We start from the raw sequence: 17,309 nt of genomic DNA on the forward strand, positions 1-17,309 counted from the left end.
TGCGGCAATCTCCTCAGGATGTTGACCCTCAGCGACCTGGTCGATAGCCCGAAGCCGCAGCACCTCCAGGGTGTGATGATCGATCTTGCGGCCATCGTTATTGCGCATACTCCAGTCTCCCAGAGCATACCCTCAAACAGTCGACATACTTACACGTGTCTTAGTATGAGGCTGAGGAGACTAAGGACGGCTACTTGGAGCGGATCCTGAGGGGAGGGTTCCCCGAGGCAGTGGGACGTAGCAGCCGTCGCCGTGCTCGGTTCTTGGATGATTATGTCTCAGACCTGATCAACCGTGACGTGGTTCAGATCTCCGAGATACAGCGAGGCCCAGAAATGCGGGCTTTGGTGCGGATGCTCGCAGCACGGGCAGGCCAGATCCTGGTGCCGGGAAGCTTGGCCTCAGACCTGGGTTTGCCCAAAAGTACAGTGGACCGCTACATCGTTCTGCTGGAGGAAGTCTTTCTGATCAAACGTATTCCGGCGTGGTCACGCAGCATCAGCGCACGGGCTGTACGTACGCCGAAGCTGGCTTTTGTAGACACGGGCGTGGCTGCCAATCTCCTGGACCTCGATGTGCGGGGTCTGCGCCGGCAGGACAAGGAGCTTGGTGGGCTGATGAAGAACTTCGCAGCTATGGAGATCGCTCGCCAGTTGGAGTGGTCGCAGGCCCGGGTGGAGATGTTCCACTACCGGACCAAGGACAATGTCGAGGTCGATATTGTGCTGGAGAACAGACGTGGCCAAGTGGTGGCGATCGAGGTCAAGTCTTCATCCACGGTTCGAGGTCAGGACTTTTCCGGGATCAAGCACCTGCACGAACGCATCGGCGATGACCTGCTTGCCGGAGTGGTCCTCTACACCGGAACTCAGACGCTACCATTCGGCCCTAATTACCGAGCCCTACCGATGAGTGCACTCTGGGAACTAGGAGCTGGGTAAGTGCGTGGGGCGGCGTCGTGGTCTTCGAGCTTATTCAGCCGACCAGGCGTGGGTGATGATCTCGTGAAGCGTGTACTGAGGAGACCAGCCTAGAATCCTGCCGGCCTTTGCCGCCGACGCCACCAACACCGGCGGATCACCAGCACGCCGGGGCTTCTCCACCACAGGCACTTCCCGACCGGTAGCCTGCTGCACAGCCTGGATCACCTCCCGGACGCTGGAGCCAGTGCCAGTGCCCAGGTTGAACACCTCGTGGCCTCCGGGTGCGACCCACTCCAAAGCCAGCAGATGAGCCTCAGCCAGGTCAAGGATATGGATGTAGTCGCGGATCGCTGTGCCATCTGCGGTGGGATAGTCAGTGCCGAACAGCTGAGCAGGTTCGCCGCCATGGCGCAGGGTGTTGAGCAGATTCGGAATCAGGTGAGTCTCCGGATCATGGCGCTCACGCAGCCGGCCCGAAGCGCCTCCCACGTTGAAATAGCGCAGGCTCACCGCCCCCAGCCCGTGAGCCTGGGCCTCGGCCGCCAGCATATGATCAATGGCCAGCTTGGAGGCCCCATAGGGGTTGATCGGCATGGTGGGATGCTCTTCAGTGATCAGTCCGCCGGGCAGATCCGGCAGGGGATTGCCGTACACCGCAGCCGTTGAGGAGAACACGAACCGGGGCACACCGGCCTCACGCACGGTATCAAGCAGTTTCAAAGTAGCCACGATGTTGCCGTGCCAGTAGCGCTCAGGGTGGGCCACCGATTCGCCCACCAGTGATTTGGCAGCCAGGTGGACCACCGCATCGAAACTGGAGTCGAGGACCTGGCCGGCATCGGTGATATCTCCCTGGTGCCACTCAGCCTCTGATGAGACGGCGTCGCGGTGCCCCTTGGCGAGGTTGTCCAGAACCACCACATGGTGCCCCCGCCGGAGCAGCTGCTGAGTGACCACCGAACCGATGTACCCGGCCCCGCCGGTGACCAAAACCTTCAACAGGATCCTCCAACTGTTCGGGACTGCTTCCTGATCAAGCATAGCCGCTGAACTGGCTGGGCAGAGGCTGTGCGGCCCGGCAGTTCGTTTCTCTTCTGTCTGCTGGATCGGAAGCATTTCCGACCCTTGCGGTAGTGTGAACCACAGAAGAACATAACGAAGGTTTACAGCATGGGTGGAATGAATAACCGAAGAGATATTCGCATAAAACCTTGAATTGTGGTCACTAGAAGGATAGAATTAGACTATGAGCGCGAACCCAGCACTCCTTGAGGCGTCGGCAACAACCGACCAGCCGCGAGTGCTGCCTGAAGGTTACGAATCCCTGGCAGCGCAGCCAGAGCTTGCCGCGGCCTGGGAAGCGGAGACTGCCAGCCGACAGGCCGAAGCGCAGAAGATCACCCACCTGTTGGAGTACCGGGACCGGCGCCTGGCCGAGGATGAACAACGCTTACAGCACACCTTCACACGCGAAGCAGCTCTGAAAGCGATCCATCACCAGGCCGCAGTGCTTCTCGGAGTCACCGATCATGAAGTGCGCCGAATGCTCAGCACCGCGAGTACCGCACGGGAATGGCTTCCCCATGTGTGGGAAACCTACTGCACAGGACAGATTGACTTCCTCCGGGTGCAGAAGATCGCCGCCGGGGCAGGTGACCTCATCGAAACTTGCTCTGGTCACCCTGAAGCACAACGTGGGCTCACCGCAGAGCTGGATGCCCACTTTGCTCCGGTGGCACCCGGAGAGAATAAGAACACCCTGGCCCAGCAGATCCGAGACTTCGTTGCCCATCAAGACCCAGAAGGGCACCAGCGCCGCTATGAGCGGGCAAAGAATCACCGCAGGGTGGACATCATCCATCATGACAACGGCTTGTCCACTTTGCGGGCAGTGCTTCCCACCATGACCCTGGCCCCACTGGAGCAGGACCTCCACGCCGCAGCAAAGACTATGCCGCGCAAGCAGAAACTCGCTACCGGAACCTACACCGGTGAGGAGGATGTCAAGGTCTCCGAGCGGTCCGGGACTGAGGAAGCGAGCTACCCCAATCGCATGGCAGACATCCTCACAGCATGGTTAGAAGCCGGGTCCACAGGCGAGACCAGCTGCGCAGAAGGCGCCATCCCCGTCCGGGTAGGAGCCACCATCAACATCACAGTGCCTTTGGATACTCTCACCGGCGCCTCTGAAGCACCTGCGGTTGCCAGTGACGGGCGGTTCACCATTCCCGCCGCCGAGGCACGCCGCATCGCCACCGACCCGGCCGCGAAGAACACCTACTACCTCACCGGCACTACCGCAAACCCCGGCGGCGCCCAACGGGCGGAACGAATCGTGAAGGTCGGCAAGAAGAACCCACTCACCGGTCTGACAGAGGGCACCGAAGCTCACGCATCTGCCACTTCTGAACTGGCGGAGCAGATTCTTGCCCTCCCGAACCTGCTGGAGACCTCATCCACCGCCCGATTCGTCACCGGCAACCTGCGCACCGGAATACTTCTGAGAGACAAACAGTGTCAGGCCCACGGGTGCACAGAACCTGGATTCCGAGCAGAAGTAGACCACAAGACCAGTCACGAGACCGGCGGGGCCACTGACGCAGAGAACTCCTGGGTGCTCTGCCACACCCACCACGAGCTGAAAGGCCACGGCCTGCTGCCGGAAGCCGGCCCCGACCCGCCGGGGCAAATGGCCCAGCCAGCGCCCGACGCCGGCAGTCACTCTTTGGGGCAGACATCACCAGACCCGCCGCCTGCCTGGGCAACCGCAGATGCCACCTGCTCAGATGCAGCCTGAAGCTGGGCGCATCCACCAGCCAGTGGTGGGGCGCCAGAACGCGGGCGCCACCGGCTGCCAGGGGATGGGTGCCAGCTGGTCACCTCAGCTCACCAGTCAGGCCGCGGAGGTCAGCGATGGCGGCATCGGGGTCATCTGCGGCATAGACCGCGGAGCCGGCCACAAAGGTATCCGCCCCAGCCTCGGCAGCACGGCGAATGGTCTCCGCGTTGATGCCCCCGTCCACCTGCACGGCAATCCGGCCGCCGAGATCGTCGGAGGCCTTTCGGGCAGCGGCGATTTTAGGCAGCATCTCATCAATGAAGCTCTGCCCGCCGAAACCCGGTTCCACAGTCATGATCAGCAGCATGTCCAATTCGCCCAGCAGACCCAGATGCGGCTCAAGCTCGGTGCCCGGTTTGACCGCCATCGCTGACTTGGCACTATTGGAGCGCAGATCCCGGGCCACCTGAGCAGGCTTGGCCGCAGCCTCCACATGGAAAGTCACCGACTCAGCACCAGCTTGGGCGTACTGAGGAGCCCAGCGGTCGGCGTCCTCGATCATCAAATGGATATCCAGCGGCAGGTGGGTGACCCTGCGGATCGCCTCCACCACCGGCAGCCCGATCGTCAGGTTGGGTACAAAATGGTTATCCATCACATCCACATGGACCGCATCGGCCGAAGGGATGCGGGTCAGTTCGGCGGCCAGGTTGGCGAAGTCAGCACTGAGGATACTCGGATGGATAGCCGTCATGGTGCCTCTCTCCTGAACAGCGCAAAGAACATGGCATCAGTGCCGTGGATATGCGGCCAGAGTTGGACAGTCTTGGCCACGATCTCACCAACCGGCTCAGGCCGGGAGCGGATCAGCTCCTGGCCGGCAGGTAAGGCGACATTCTCCATCAGCTCGTGAGCATCTAACAGCTCCAGGTCAGGATGCCGCTTCAACGCGTCCTCCACCTGGACCAGAGTCTCAGCGGCATGCGGAGAACAGGTCACATAGGCCAGCAGACCATCCTCGGCCAGCACCGAGACCGCTGCATCCAGCAGCTGCTCCTGCAGCACAGTCAGCTCTGCCAAGTCACCAGGCTGCCGCCGCCAGCGGGATTCAGGACGACGCCGCAGCGCACCCAGACCGGTACAAGGGGCATCGACAATGATCCGATCAAAGCTGGGGCCATACTCACTGATCCTGCGGCCATCCTCAACGCGGACACTCCAGGCCTCCTGCGGGATAGGGGCCAGTGCCTTCTGCACCAGTTCCGCCCGGTGCGGTGCCGGCTCATTGGCCAGCAGATGTACCTGATACTCCGCGGCCAGGGCAGCCAGCAGAGCAGCCTTGCCGCCAGGACCGGCGCAGAGATCGAGCCACCGCTCATCAGGGGCCACCGCTGGCTCAGCCAGTGCCCGGGCGATCCACTGGGAACCGATGTCCTGCACCCGCAAAGTGCCCTCAGCCACCCCGGGAAGCCGGCCGATATCGCCGCCGCGGAACATCGCCGCACCCTCAATCAGCTCCGAAGGCTTGGCCCCAGCCTCAGCGGCCTGCTCCAAGGATTCTCCGCCCCCGGGCTGCAGCTGACCGGGCAGACCCACCAGATGCACCACAGGGGCAAGATTGTCGGCCTGAAGCAGCTGCTCCAGATCATCGCTGCGGCCGGCACTGTGCTCACTGCCCTCAGCCACCTCGGAAGACTCAGAATGCGTTCCGGGCTTGTCTTGGCTCAATCGGCCGTGCAGCTTCAGCGACTGGCGCAGGGCGCGGACCACCCACCGCGGATGGGCATAGCGCAGTGCCAGGGAATCCACCTCCCCAGTCTCAGCGGTCAGCTGATCCAGCCAGCCCTCCAGGCTCTTCTCACTGACCCTGCGCAGCACCGCGTTGACCAGCCCAGAAGGGCCCGTGCCCACCTGGTCGCGGACCAGGCCCACGGTCTCATTGACCGCAGCATGATCATCCACCCGCATCGCCAGCAGCTGATGAGTCCCCAGCCGCAGAGCGTTGAGCACCGGGGGATCCAACTCAGCCAGTTCGCGGTCCACATTCTGGGTCAGGATCGCATCATAGGTGCCTTGGGCGCGCAGTGCGCCATAGGTCAGTTCAGTGGCGAAAGCAGCATCGCGCTTATCGAGCTTCGCTCTGCGGATCTCATGGGGCAGCACCAGGTTGGCGTAGGCATCATCCATCGCCACAGCCCGCAGTACCCGGAACGCCACCAACCGGGCCGGATCAGCCCGCCGGGTCCGCTGAGAAGGCGCAGAGCGGCTGAAGTCACGCTTACCACCGCGGTTCCTCTGGCGGCCCTTGGCATTGCGCCGGTCCTGGCTGCGTTCCCCACGGCCCTGCTGCCCGCTCACCCGATGCCTCCCAGACGCACATCGCCCTGCTGGCCGCGCAGCCAGTCAACGGCACGCATCATCTGCTTGCCGGCCGGCTGCACCCGGGTCAGTGCAGCACCCTTGCCGTTGCCGGCGGTCATCACCACAACCTGCTCCCCAGAGTGCCGGTCTGAGCTGATCAGCTGAACAGCTCCCGGCTGAGTCTCCAAACTGCCGTGGAAGATCCGGGCCACACCCAGTTTGATCCGGCTCTGCCCGTTCAGCGTCCAGGCGCCGGGCTCGGGGATAGTCGCATTGATCCGGTTCACCACCTGCTCGGCAGGCTGAGCAGGATCGATGAAGGCATCCTCCCGGCGCAGCTTCGGGGCGAAGCTCGGCTTCCCGGTCTGCGGCACCGGCTGTGCCGAGCCGTCCAGCAGGTTCGGGATCAGCTCCTGCAGCATCCGTGAGCCCAAGGAGGTGAGATCCTCCAGCACCTCACCAGCCGAAGTCAGCTCCGGAATCTCATAGGTGCGTGCAGCATGAATAGGACCGGTGTCCATGCCCTTCTCCAGCTGGAAGATAGTGGCCGCGGTGGTCGGCTCCCCGTTGAGAATCGCATGCTGCACCGGCGCCGCCCCCCGGTACTTAGGCAGATCCGAATAGTGCAGGTTCACCCAGCCGCGGGACGGGACAGCCAGTGCGGCCTGCGGGAGCAGGGCACCATAGGCGACCACCACCCCCAGCTCAGGTTTGAGGGCACGCAGGGCAGCGAGCACGCCGTCGTCGATTGATGCCGTTTTGATCAGCGGAAGCCCGGCATCGGTGGCCACCTGCGCCACCGGGGAAGGAGTCAGGGTGCGGCGGCGGCCCACCGGGGCATCCGGACGGGTCAGCACCCCGGCGATACTGGCGTCCACATTGCCGCTGGCAATGGCGGTGATCAGCTCATGGAGCACATCGGCAGCAATCTGCGGGGTGCCGGCAAAGACAATCCGGTTCAAAGGCTTCAATCTGCTCATACCGCGGCCCCGCTCCGCAGGGCGCGGAAAGCCTGCTTCTTATGCTCACCGGTCAGCCGATCCAGGAACAGCTTGCCGTCCAGGTGGTCGAGCTCATGCTGGAAACAGGCGGCCAGCAATCCGGTGGCCTCCACACGCAGCGGGCTGCCATCCTCCCTAAGACCGGTGAGCACCGCCTGCGGGCAGCGGGCCACCGGGCCATAGATGTGGCCGGGCACCGAGAGGCAACCCTCACGCAGCACTGCATCCGGCTCCTGATCCCGGGGACGGGGAACGAATCCGGGGTCTCCGGAGAGCTCCACACGCGGGTTGATCACCGCACCCCTGCTGCCTTCTACATCCCAGGTAAAGATGCGCAGCCCGACCCCCACCTGAGGTGCAGCAATGCCGATCCCACCGGCTTTCTCATTGGTCAGATACATATCCTGCACCAGCTTACGGATGCGCCCATCGATCTCAGGGACTTCGGAGGCGGGACTGCGCAGGACCGGATCGCCGATCTGCCGGATATCAAGAACGGGCATGGTCTTCATTCTGTCATCACTGCAACCGGCATCACTGCGGCGGCGGACCGATCGGACGCAGCGCCCGGCCCTGCTCGGTCACCGTGCGCGAATGCTCCCACACCTGGCGCAGCGCCCAGAACTTCCGCCAATGGGCCCGCAGACAGGACGGATCAGCCTGTACCGGCACCACCTCGGCCTCGGAGATCGCCACCGCCAGCAGCACCGGCTGATCACCCTCTCGGTAGGGCCAAGGTTCCCACGCCCCGGAGGCGGCATCAACCAGCTGCTCCTCAGCGCGCATCCCAGCCACCAGCTGCATCACCACCGAATCCCGCACCGGCTTGGCCCGACCGTCCCGGCCCACCCCCTTGGTCTTGAAATCCAGGATGCACCTGCGCCCACCGATCTCAGCCACCAGGTCCAGGGTCCCGGCATAGCCCACCGTCTGGTTCCAGACAGTGACCTCCGCGGCCAAGGGCCGCACACCAAAGAGCTCCCACCACTGATCAAACCGGTCAGCGAAACCGGACTCTCCGTGCTCTGCCAAGGTAGCGCGGGCGGTGTCGTGATCATTCTGCTGACCCAACGCAGCCAGCGCCACCTGCTCGGCATAGTGATGCACCCGATCCCCGCGGGCCGCGGCGGCATCCCGGAACCGCTCCGCAGCCGAGGAGGCCTGGCGGGCCAGGTTCCGCAGCTCCGTGGGAGAGGCCCCGTTCAGCCGGGTGTCATTGATCAGCTCAGTGGCGGCCATATGCCCCGCCCAACCGGTCATATCCTGAGCCTCCTGGGCGATCACCGTAGTGATCGAGGGAACCTCCGGGGCAGTGGAGAGCGAACGCGAATACATCCGCCCGAACTCGGTGGCATGGGCAAGCTGCGGGTCAGTCATAGTGAAACAGTCTGACATGTCCTCAGGAGACGGGAACCTGGCTGCTGCGATTGGACCATTCGAGCCGACCTGGGTTAGAGTGTCATGTCGTCGAACCGGCGCTTCAGACGGTTCAACAACATGCGGATGTAGCTCAGCTGGCTAGAGCATCACCTTGCCATGGTGAGGGTCGCGAGTTCGAATCTCGTCATCCGCTCGAAGGACACGAATCCCAATATGGTGGGGTGGCCGAGTGGTTAGGCAGCGGTCTGCAAAACCGTATACGCGGGTTCGAATCCCGTCCTCACCTCGAGGCTCAACAGGCCTTAAGGCGTGATTGGCGCAGCGGTAGCGCGCTTCCCTGACACGGAAGAGGTCACTGGTTCGATCCCAGTATCACGCACGGAACCTCGCAAGAGGAACCACGCGGATGTAGCTCAGCTGGCTAGAGCATCACCTTGCCATGGTGAGGGTCGCGAGTTCGAATCTCGTCATCCGCTCGCAAGCGCTACGGGATCGGTGAAACTCCGAACCGGCGGTCACAGTCCGCGACCCCCTCGCCGTCCGAGGGGTTGAGCTGGTGGAACTCCAGCACCGACAGTCACAGTCTGGATGGGAGTAGCGCAGAAGGAGTTGCAGTGGGCCCCGCCCAGACATCCAGCGCCATCATGGCCACTGCCCTCAACGCAGCCCTGGCCGGCCCTCGCGGAGCGAACCCTCTGGTCGGCGCCGTGCTGGTGGACCACACAGAGTACGACGGCGCCGGCTCACCCCAGCGCGTCCTGGCCACCGGATACCACCAGGGTGCCGGCACCTTCCACGCCGAACGCGACTGCCTCACCAAGGCACAGGCGGCCGGGATCACCGACTTCTCCGGCACCACCCTCTACACCACCCTGGAACCCTGCACCCACTACGGGCGCCAACCGGCCTGCACCGACCTGATCAGTCAGGCCGGAATCCCCCGGGTGGTGGTCGGGGCCACCGACCCCTCACCCAACGGCGGCGGAGCCGAGCTGCTACGCGGCAGGGGAGCAGAGGTCGCCCTCGGGGTACTGGGGGAAGAATGCACCCAGCTCAACCACCGGTGGAACCGGGCCGCAGCCCAGCGCCGCCCCTTCGTCACCGTGCACCTGGCCCAGAGCATCGACGCGCGGATCGCCGCCGCCGACGGCACCAGCCAGTGGATCACCTCGGCAGTCTCCCGACAGCACACCCACAGCATCCGGCAGCGGGTGCACGCCGTCCTGGTGGGCACCAACACCGCCGAGATTGACGACCCGCGGCTCACCGCACGGGACTCCAACGGCAGCCCCACCGAGCACCAGCCGCTGCGCACCGTGATGGGCCTGCGGGAGATCCACCAGACCGCCCAGCTGAAACAGGGGCAGGCTGAGGGGCAGGGCTGGCTGCAGCTGCGCACCCGTGACCCCCTGACGGCCCTGCAGACCCTGGCCGGCACCAGCCACCACGGCCACCCGGTCAAACACGTGCTGGTGGAGGGCGGCCAGTCGGTGCTCTCCGCGTTCTTCACCGCAGATCTGGTGGACGAGATCTTCCTCTACACCGCCCCGCTGATCCTGGGCGCAGGCCGGGCCAGCCTGGGCGACATCGGGGTCACCACCCTGGCCGAGGCCCGGCAGTTCGCCCTGGACACCGCCGATGGCGGACCCACCACCATCATGGACAACGACGTCTGCATCCACCTTCAGCCAGACCCGAAAGGAGCCCGCTGAATGTTCACCGGCATCATCACCGGCACCGGGCGCATCATCGAACGCAGCCCCGACCCGGCCAAAGGCGTGGAGCGACTCAGCTTCCAAGCCCCCGGGCATGTGGCAGAGCTCGCCCTGGGCGGATCCATCGCAGTCAACGGGGTCTGCGTCTCCGCGGTGGAGATCAGCGGCGAGCAGCTCACCGTGGAGCTGATTCCCGAAACCCTGAAACGCACCACCTTCGGCGAGCTGGGCGCAGGCGACTGGGTCAACCTGGAACGCTGCCTGCCCGCCGGCGCCCGGCTGGACGGACATGTGGTCCAAGGCCATGTGGACGGCATCGGCGCCCTGACCGACCGGGACCTCAACGACGGCCGCCATCGCTTCAGCGTGCCAGCCCATCTGGCCGGGTACATCGCGGAGAAAGGCTCCATCGCCATTGATGGCGTCTCCCTGACGGTGACCGCGGTCGGAGCAGATCAGACCGCCGGGACCAGCACCGCATGGTTCGAGGTGGGCCTGATCCCCGCCACCCTGGCCGAGACCACCCTGGGAGAGAAACAGATCGGCAGCAACGTGAACATCGAGGTCGATGTGCTGGCCAAGTATGTCAAGCGGATGCTCGGCTTCAGCTCGGCGCCGAATGCCCAGCCATCCCCGAGCTTCCCGGACTTTTCGGAACTGCACCGTCTGATCGCCCGTAGTGATTCCGAAAACGCGGGGTACTCCGAAGATTCTGCCGCTGTGCAGCTGCCTGTGGTGCCCCAACCCCGCACCCCCGCGCCCATCCTGGACCCGGTGGAAGTCGCCCTGAACCAGCTGGCCGCAGGCCGCCCCGTAGTGGTGGTGGACGACGCCGACCGGGAGAACGAAGGCGACCTGATCTTCCCCGCCGCAGCAGCCACACCGGAACTGATGGGCTTCACCATCCGATACAGCTCCGGGGTGATCTGCCTGCCGATGACCGGCGAACGGGCCCGCCACCTGAACCTGCCGCCCATGGTCACCGAGAACCAGGACCCCAAGGGCACCGCCTACACCCTCAGCTGCGACGCCGCCGCAGTCACCTCCACTGGGATCAGCGCCGCTGACCGGGCCATCACCGCCCGCGCGCTCGCAGACCCCGAGACCGCAGCAGCCGACCTCACCCGGCCCGGACACATGTTCCCGCTCATCGCCGACCCCGCAGGAGTGCTGGGCCGTGACGGGCACACCGAGGCCGCCGTAGACCTCTGCCGACTCTCCGGGCACCCGGAGGTCGGAGTCATCGCCGAACTGGTCCACGACGACGGATCCATGATGCGCCTGCCCGCCCTGCGCGAATTCGCCGACACCCACGAGCTGGCACTGATCAGCATCGCCGATCTCATCGAGTACCGCGGCGGCACCCCCAGCCCGCAGGCGGTCCGCGAGTCCTACCTCACCTCCTGGGAGGCACCGAAGCAGGAGGCCGCCAAACTGGTCACCGGCGGCCCGGTGGTCACCCTGCCCACCGACTTCGGCATCTTCACCGCCCAGGTCTGGACCGAGCACACCACCGGGCATGAGCACCTGCTGCTCAGCGCCCCGCCCCGGACTGCCGCAAGCCCCACCGCCCGGCACCCGGAGAAACCCCTGGTCCGGCTGCACTCGGAATGCCTCACCGGCGATGTGCTGCACTCCCACCGCTGCGACTGCGGCTCCCAACTGGCCTCCGCACTGGAGACCATCCACGAACACGGCGGCCATCTGCTCTACCTGCGTGGGCACGAGGGCCGAGGCATCGGACTGGCCAATAAGCTGCGCGCCTATAAGCTCCAGGAGCAGGGCGCAGACACGGTGGAGGCCAATGAGATGCTGGGCCTGGCCGCCGAGCTGCGCGACTTCACCGGAGCCGCTGCCATCCTGCACTCAGCCGGAATCACCAGCCTGCAGCTGCTGACCAACAACCCGGCCAAAGTCCAAGCCCTGGCGGCAACCGGGCTGGCTGTGGAACAACTGCCCAGCAGCGGCGCCGTCGGGCCCCACAATGAACGCTACCTGCGCACCAAACGTGACCGGATGGCCCATATGCTCGATCACCTGGTCCTCAACGAACAAGGAGAAACCCAGCCATGAGCGGAGCCGGAGCCCTCGCCATCGACCCCGCCGAGCTGACCCGGCTGCGGCAGGCGGCCCAAGACTTCCGGGTCGCCATCGTCGCCTCCCGCTGGCACACCCAGGTCATGGACGGGCTTACTACCGGTGCCCGCCGGTTCCTGGCAGAGATCGGCATCCCCGAGGACGCCCTCACCCACCTGAGTGCCCCCGGCAGCTTCGAACTGCCGGTCCTGGCAGCCGGGGCTGCGAAGACCCATGAGGCGGTGATCGCCCTGGGGGTGGTGATCCGGGGCGGCACCCCGCACTTCGACTACGTCTGCTCGGCGGCCACCCAGGGGCTGACCACTGTTTCGGTGGAGACTGGAACCCCGGTCGGATTCGGTGTGCTCACCTGCGATGATGAGGCCCAGGCCCTGGACCGGGCCGGACTGGAAGGCTCCAAGGAGGACAAGGGCTACGAGGCCGCCCACGCCGCAGTCGCCGCCGCGGCAGAACTGGCCAGACTGCGCTGAGCTGGTCCCGGCCGCAGGTGACCCCGAGCCAGGCCCGCACCGGCGCCGACCGGCTGCACCGGCGCCGACCTGCACGCCTCAAACCGGCTCCGCCGGGGGAGATAAGCTAGTGACAATGAAAAGTTTTGAGGATCTCTACGCCGAACTGGCCCGCAAGGCCGCCGAACGCCCGGAGGGTTCCGGCACTGTCGCAGCCCTGGATGCCGGGGTGCACCAGATCGGCAAGAAGATCGTTGAGGAGGCCGCCGAGGTCTGGATGGCCGCCGAATACGAATCGGAGGCCGCCGCCGCCGAGGAGATCTCCCAGCTGCTCTACCATCTGCAGGTCATGATGCTCGCCAAGGGGATCAGCCCCGCCGACGTCTACCGCTACCTTTGAGAGAGGCCCGCACCTGTGACTGAACCACTGATGGCACCGCGCAACGGGGACATGCTGCGGGTGGCCGTACCCAATAAGGGCGCGCTCTCCGAGGCAGCCATGGCCATGCTCTCCGAGGCCGGCTACCTGCAGCGCCGCGACCGCAAAGAACTGGTGCTGGTGGACGATGAGAACGGCATCGAGTTCTTCTACCTGCGCCCCCGCGATGTGGCCGTCTACGTAGGCTCCGGCATCCTGCATGTGGGCATCACCGGCCGCGATCTCTTCCAGGACGCCCGGGTGGAGACCGGTGCCAGCGAGATCATGGGGCTGGGCTTCGGCCGCTCTACCTTCCGGCTGGCCGGACCCCGCGGACAGTTCAGCACAGCCGCTGATCTGGCCGGCAAATGCGTGGCCACCAGCTATGACGCCCTGCTCACCCACTGGTTCCAGACCCAGGGCATCCCCAATGTGGACGTGGTCCACCTGGACGGGGCCGTGGAGTCCGCGGTGCGGCTCGGGGTGGCCGATGCCATCGCCGATGTGGTGGAGACCGGCAATACGCTCAAGGCCGCCGGGATGGAGACCTTCGGGGACCCGGTGATGCTCTCAGAGGCGATCCTGATCTCCGGAAAAGGCGCCCAGAACGACGACGCCGAGGCTATTGAGCGTGCCACCGGCCGCCTCATCCGCCGGCTCCAGGGGGTCCTGGTGGCCCGCCAGTACGTGATGATGGACTATGACATCCGCCGCACCGACCTGGAGGCCGCAGCAGCCATCACCCCCGGCCTGGAATCGCCCACCATCTCGCCGCTGGCCGATAAGGACTGGGTGGCGGTGCGCTCCATGGTCCCGGCCAAGAAGACCAACCAGCTGATGGACGAGCTCTACGACCTCGGCGCTCGGGCCATCCTGGTCACCACCATCCACGCCTGCCGGGTATAGCGATGAGCCTTGCCGTACGAGTCATCCCCTGCTTAGACGTGGACGCCGGCCGGGTGGTCAAAGGCGTGAACTTCGAGAAGCTGCGCGATGCCGGGGACCCGGTGGAGCTGGCCCAGCGCTACAACCTGGCCGGGGCCGATGAGCTGACCTTCTTAGACGTCACCGCCTCCACCGACAGCCGTGAGACCACCTACGAGGTGGTCACCCGCACCGCGCAGGAAGTGTTCATCCCGCTGACCGTAGGCGGGGGAGTGCGCCGCGTGGAGGATGTGGACCGGCTGCTCAAGCACGGTGCGGATAAAGTCTCCATCAACACCGCTGCGGTGGCCCGGCCGGCGGTGATCAACGAGATCGTCGCCCGGTTCGGCAACCAGGTGCTGGTGCTCTCTGCTGATGTCCGGCGCAGCCTGAACACCGAATCCGGGTTCGAGGTCACCACTCACGGCGGAGGCAAGGGCACCGGTATCGACGCCCTGGACTGGATCGCCGAGGCAAGCCAGCGTGGGGTGGGGGAGATCCTGCTCAACAGCATTGATGCCGACGGCACCCAGTCCGGATTCGATCTGGAGATGATCGCCGCGGTCCGGGCGGTGACCCGGGTGCCGCTGATCGCCTCCGGCGGGGCCGGTGAGCCCGAGCACTTCCCACCGGCCATCGCAGCCGGAGCCGATGCGGTGCTGGCCGCCAGTATGTTCCACTTCGGCCCGGTGGATATGATCGCCCGGGTAAAAGACGAGATCCGGAAAGCGGGGTACCCGGTCAGGTGATCCCAGAAGTCAACTACAACAGTGCGGGCCTGGTGCCGGCCATCGCCCAGGATGCTGAGACCGGCGCGGTGCTCATGCTGGCCTGGATGAACGCCGAGGCGCTGGCCGCCACCCTGGAGACCCGCCGCGGCACCTACTGGTCACGCTCGCGCAACCAGCTATGGGTCAAGGGTGAGACCTCCGGGCACATTCAGCACGTGCGCTCGGTGGCCCTGGACTGCGATGCTGACACCGTGCTGCTGCAGGTCGAACAGATCGGACCGGCCTGCCACACCGGTCAGCCCACCTGCTTCACAGAGGGGGAGATCAGCTGATGAAGTCCTTAGGCGTTGTGGTGCCCGCCCAGAAGGAGTTCCTCCAGCTGGCCGGGGCGCACCGGGTGATTCCGGTGACCATGACCCTGCTGGCCGATAGGCACACCCCGCTGAGCATCTACTGGGCGCTGGCCACCGATGAGACCGGCGGCAGCAAACCCGGCAGCTTTCTCATGGAGTCCGCCGCCCCCGGGGCCGCCTGGTCCCGGCACAGCTTCATCGGGGTGAACTCCCTGGCCACGCTGAGTGAGCAGAACGGGCAGGCCCGCTGGATCGGCACCCCGCCGGCCGGGGCCCCCACCGAGGGGCCCAGCGCTGAGGTGCTGCGCCAGACCCTGGAGTTCTTGGGCAGCCGGGCCTTCGCAGAGGAACTGCCGCACCTGGCCTCCGGATTAGTGGGCTATGTGGGCTGGGACGTGGTCCGCCAGTGGGAGAAGCTGCCGAACCCACCGGAAGACGGTTTGGGGCTGCCCGAGCTGGCCATGAACCTGGTCTCCGATCTGGCGGTGCACGATAACCGTGACGGCACCGTGACCCTGATCGCAAACGCCATCAACAAGGATGGTCAGCCCACCGGGGCCGAGAGAGCATACCGCGACGCGGTGGCCCGGCTGAGGGCCATGCGCGAGAAGCTCTCCCGCCCGGTGGAACCCGGGCTGGCCGCCGCTGAACCCGACTGGACCCAGCAGGTGGAACAAGACTTGCAGGAGAAGGTGCAGCTGAGCTGGGGCCAGAACGAATACCTGGCCACCCTGGGCAAGGCCAAACAGGCCATTGTGGACGGTGAGGTCTTCCAGATTGTGGTCTCCCGCAGGTTCGAGGTGGCCACTTCGGTGGATGCGCTCTCCGTGTACCGCATGCTGCGGCTGCTCAACCCCAGTCCCTATATGTACCTGATGCACTTCCAGACTCCCACCGGGCAGCCCTACCAGGTGGTGGGCGCCTCCCCAGAGGCCCTGGTCACCCTGGATGCTGACCGGCAGGTGGTCTCCCACCCGATCGCCGGCACCCGGCCGCGCGGCAAGACTCCCGCCGAGGACGTGGAGCTGGCCGAGGACTTACTGGCCGATGAGAAGGAACGCGCTGAGCACATCATGCTGGTGGACTTAGCCCGCAACGATTTGGCTAAGGTGTGTGTGCCCGGCTCTGTGGAGGTCACCAAGTTCATGGCCGTGGAGCACTTCAGCCACGTGATGCACCTGACCAGCCATGTCCAAGGGGAGGTGGCGGCGTCGTCGTCCCCCTATGACGTGCTGGCAGCCACCTTCCCGGCAGGCACCCTCTCCGGGGCGCCCAAGCCGAGGGCCCTGCAGCTGCTGGACGAATGGGAGCCGCACACCCGCGGGGTCTACGGCGGAGTGGTGGGCTATTTTGACCTCTCGGGACGGATGGATGCGGCCATCGCGATCCGCACCGCAGTGCTCACCGGCGGCAAAGCCTATGTGCAGTCCGGCGGCGGGATCGTAGCCGACTCCGTGGATGAGTCCGAACGCCTAGAGACCGTGAACAAGGCCGCTGCCCCGCTCAGAGCGGTTCTGGCCGCTGATAGATTAGTGGGCTAATGGGCTATCTCGCGTACTTCTTCCAGCGCCGCAACACGATCCTGGTCGTGCAGCTCGGCGCCATCCTGCTGCTGGTCTCCACCGCCCTGACCTGGGTGCGGGTCACCGGACTGCCGGAGACTGCCACCACCAGCTCAGTCTCCCTGGTGGGCGCGGAGATGTCGCCAGCACTGGGCACCATGGGTCTGGTGGGTGTGGCCGGAGGCGTGGCCGCCAGCATTGCGCGGCGCTGGGTGCGCGGACTGATCGCCGCAGTGCTGCTGGGTGCCGGGGTGATGGCCCTGTTCGGCACCTTCGGTGCGATCATCTCACCGGCCGATGCCGCCGCCTCCGCCCTGGCCGAGCACACCGGCACCACCGAGCGTGCCGGGCAGTACTCAGTGGGCTGGGCGGTCTGGATGGGCTTAGCCGGCTCCGGGCTGCTGAGCCTGGGCTCACTGGCCATGCTGCTGTTCTCACCCGGTTGGTCCGATGAGAAGACCACCAAGAAGTACTCCCGCGGGGAGGCCCAGGCCGAGAACCCCGATGAGATCGACATGTGGGACGACCTCTCCGACGGCGATGACCCCACCGATAAGAAGTAGCTGTTCGGGCAGGGGCCAGGTGGGAACTTCCATCGGAACCTGTTTAAAGCCTG

17 protein-coding genes, 4 tRNA genes and 1 riboswitch are annotated in these 17,309 nt (G+C 65.4%); of the genes, 15 read left to right on the forward strand and 6 right to left on the reverse strand.

Annotated features, from left to right (window positions below; genetic code table 11):
* Positions 1-194 precede the first annotated feature (194 nt).
* On the forward strand, positions 195-941 hold the full coding sequence (locus F0311_RS00720; protein WP_223881043.1) for an ATP-binding protein: 747 nt from the start codon (positions 195-197) through the stop codon (positions 939-941).
* A gap of 30 nt (positions 942-971) precedes the next feature.
* On the opposite strand, the gene galE is transcribed toward F0311_RS00720, so the two are convergent.
* Complete coding sequence (gene galE / locus F0311_RS00725; RefSeq protein WP_150460062.1) at positions 972-1,922, reverse strand: UDP-glucose 4-epimerase GalE; 951 nt, start codon at positions 1,920-1,922, stop codon at positions 972-974.
* Between the two features lie 247 nt (positions 1,923-2,169).
* Between galE and F0311_RS00730 the strand changes: the two genes are divergently transcribed.
* The gene (locus tag F0311_RS00730; RefSeq protein ID WP_150460063.1) at positions 2,170-3,720 is read left to right on the forward strand and encodes an HNH endonuclease signature motif containing protein; all 1,551 of its coding nucleotides are present in this window, start codon (positions 2,170-2,172) and stop codon (positions 3,718-3,720) included.
* A 79-nt stretch (positions 3,721-3,799) separates the two neighbouring features.
* Here F0311_RS00730 and rpe read toward each other — a convergent pair whose 3' ends face one another.
* The 5 genes from rpe to F0311_RS00755 are packed head-to-tail and all read right to left on the reverse strand — an operon-like array spanning position 3,800 to position 8,441.
* Complete coding sequence (rpe, locus tag F0311_RS00735; protein WP_150460064.1) at positions 3,800-4,456, reverse strand: ribulose-phosphate 3-epimerase; 657 nt, start codon at positions 4,454-4,456, stop codon at positions 3,800-3,802.
* On the reverse strand, positions 4,453-6,060 hold the full coding sequence (locus F0311_RS00740; protein WP_223881044.1) for an RsmB/NOP family class I SAM-dependent RNA methyltransferase: 1,608 nt from the start codon (positions 6,058-6,060) through the stop codon (positions 4,453-4,455). Before F0311_RS00740 ends, rpe begins: the two co-directional genes overlap by 4 nt.
* Entirely contained in the window at positions 6,057-7,043 is a 987-nt protein-coding gene (fmt, locus tag F0311_RS00745; protein WP_150460066.1) for a methionyl-tRNA formyltransferase, read from the reverse strand. Before fmt ends, F0311_RS00740 begins: the two co-directional genes overlap by 4 nt.
* Positions 7,040-7,567 (reverse strand): peptide deformylase, encoded by a 528-nt coding sequence (def, locus tag F0311_RS00750; RefSeq protein WP_150460067.1) that lies wholly within the window; start codon positions 7,565-7,567, stop codon positions 7,040-7,042. The genes fmt and def overlap by 4 nt, the downstream gene beginning before the upstream one ends.
* A gap of 31 nt (positions 7,568-7,598) precedes the next feature.
* Positions 7,599-8,441 (reverse strand): PD-(D/E)XK nuclease family protein, encoded by an 843-nt coding sequence (locus F0311_RS00755; protein WP_150460068.1) that lies wholly within the window; start codon positions 8,439-8,441, stop codon positions 7,599-7,601.
* 122 nt (positions 8,442-8,563) lie between these two features.
* Here F0311_RS00755 and F0311_RS00760 point away from each other — a divergent pair.
* From F0311_RS00760 to F0311_RS00820, 13 genes are all read left to right on the forward strand, one after another.
* Positions 8,564-8,637 (forward strand) — tRNA-Gly (locus tag F0311_RS00760).
* A 22-nt stretch (positions 8,638-8,659) separates the two neighbouring features.
* A tRNA-Cys gene (locus tag F0311_RS00765) sits at positions 8,660-8,730 on the forward strand.
* A gap of 21 nt (positions 8,731-8,751) precedes the next feature.
* Positions 8,752-8,823, forward strand: a tRNA-Val gene (locus F0311_RS00770).
* Positions 8,824-8,846: 23 nt separating this feature from the next.
* Positions 8,847-8,920, forward strand: a tRNA-Gly gene (locus tag F0311_RS00775).
* 2 nt (positions 8,921-8,922) lie between these two features.
* Positions 8,923-9,048: riboswitch (FMN riboswitch) on the forward strand.
* Positions 9,049-9,058: 10 nt separating this feature from the next.
* Complete coding sequence (ribD, locus tag F0311_RS00780; RefSeq protein WP_223881045.1) at positions 9,059-10,156, forward strand: bifunctional diaminohydroxyphosphoribosylaminopyrimidine deaminase/5-amino-6-(5-phosphoribosylamino)uracil reductase RibD; 1,098 nt, start codon at positions 9,059-9,061, stop codon at positions 10,154-10,156.
* Positions 10,157-12,232, forward strand: a complete 2,076-nt coding sequence (gene ribB / locus F0311_RS18765; protein WP_150460069.1) for a 3,4-dihydroxy-2-butanone-4-phosphate synthase — start codon at positions 10,157-10,159, stop codon at positions 12,230-12,232.
* Positions 12,229-12,726, forward strand: coding sequence for a 6,7-dimethyl-8-ribityllumazine synthase (gene ribH, locus F0311_RS00790; RefSeq protein ID WP_150460070.1), 498 nt, complete (start codon positions 12,229-12,231; stop codon positions 12,724-12,726). Before ribB ends, ribH begins: the two co-directional genes overlap by 4 nt.
* Positions 12,727-12,841: 115 nt before the next feature.
* A complete protein-coding gene (locus F0311_RS00795; protein ID WP_150460071.1) occupies positions 12,842-13,105 on the forward strand; it encodes a phosphoribosyl-ATP diphosphatase in 264 nt (87 codons plus the stop codon).
* A 51-nt stretch (positions 13,106-13,156) separates the two neighbouring features.
* Positions 13,157-14,029: an ATP phosphoribosyltransferase gene (gene hisG, locus F0311_RS00800; protein ID WP_150460149.1), complete on the forward strand. Its 873-nt coding sequence runs from the start codon at positions 13,157-13,159 to the stop codon at positions 14,027-14,029.
* 2 nt (positions 14,030-14,031) lie between these two features.
* Positions 14,032-14,796: an imidazole glycerol phosphate synthase subunit HisF gene (hisF, locus tag F0311_RS00805; RefSeq protein WP_150460072.1), complete on the forward strand. Its 765-nt coding sequence runs from the start codon at positions 14,032-14,034 to the stop codon at positions 14,794-14,796.
* Positions 14,793-15,110 (forward strand): phosphoribosyl-AMP cyclohydrolase, encoded by a 318-nt coding sequence (hisI, locus tag F0311_RS00810; protein WP_150460073.1) that lies wholly within the window; start codon positions 14,793-14,795, stop codon positions 15,108-15,110. Before hisF ends, hisI begins: the two co-directional genes overlap by 4 nt.
* Entirely contained in the window at positions 15,110-16,672 is a 1,563-nt protein-coding gene (gene trpE, locus F0311_RS00815) for an anthranilate synthase component I (protein WP_150460074.1), read from the forward strand. Before hisI ends, trpE begins: the two co-directional genes overlap by 1 nt.
* Complete coding sequence (locus F0311_RS00820; RefSeq protein WP_150460075.1) at positions 16,672-17,256, forward strand: Trp biosynthesis-associated membrane protein; 585 nt, start codon at positions 16,672-16,674, stop codon at positions 17,254-17,256. The genes trpE and F0311_RS00820 overlap by 1 nt, the downstream gene beginning before the upstream one ends.
* Positions 17,257-17,309 lie beyond the last annotated feature (53 nt).

Origin of the sequence: Nesterenkonia ebinurensis, from assembly GCF_008711175.1 — a bacterium.
GTDB classification, from domain to species: Bacteria; Actinomycetota; Actinomycetes; order Actinomycetales; family Micrococcaceae; genus Nesterenkonia; species Nesterenkonia ebinurensis.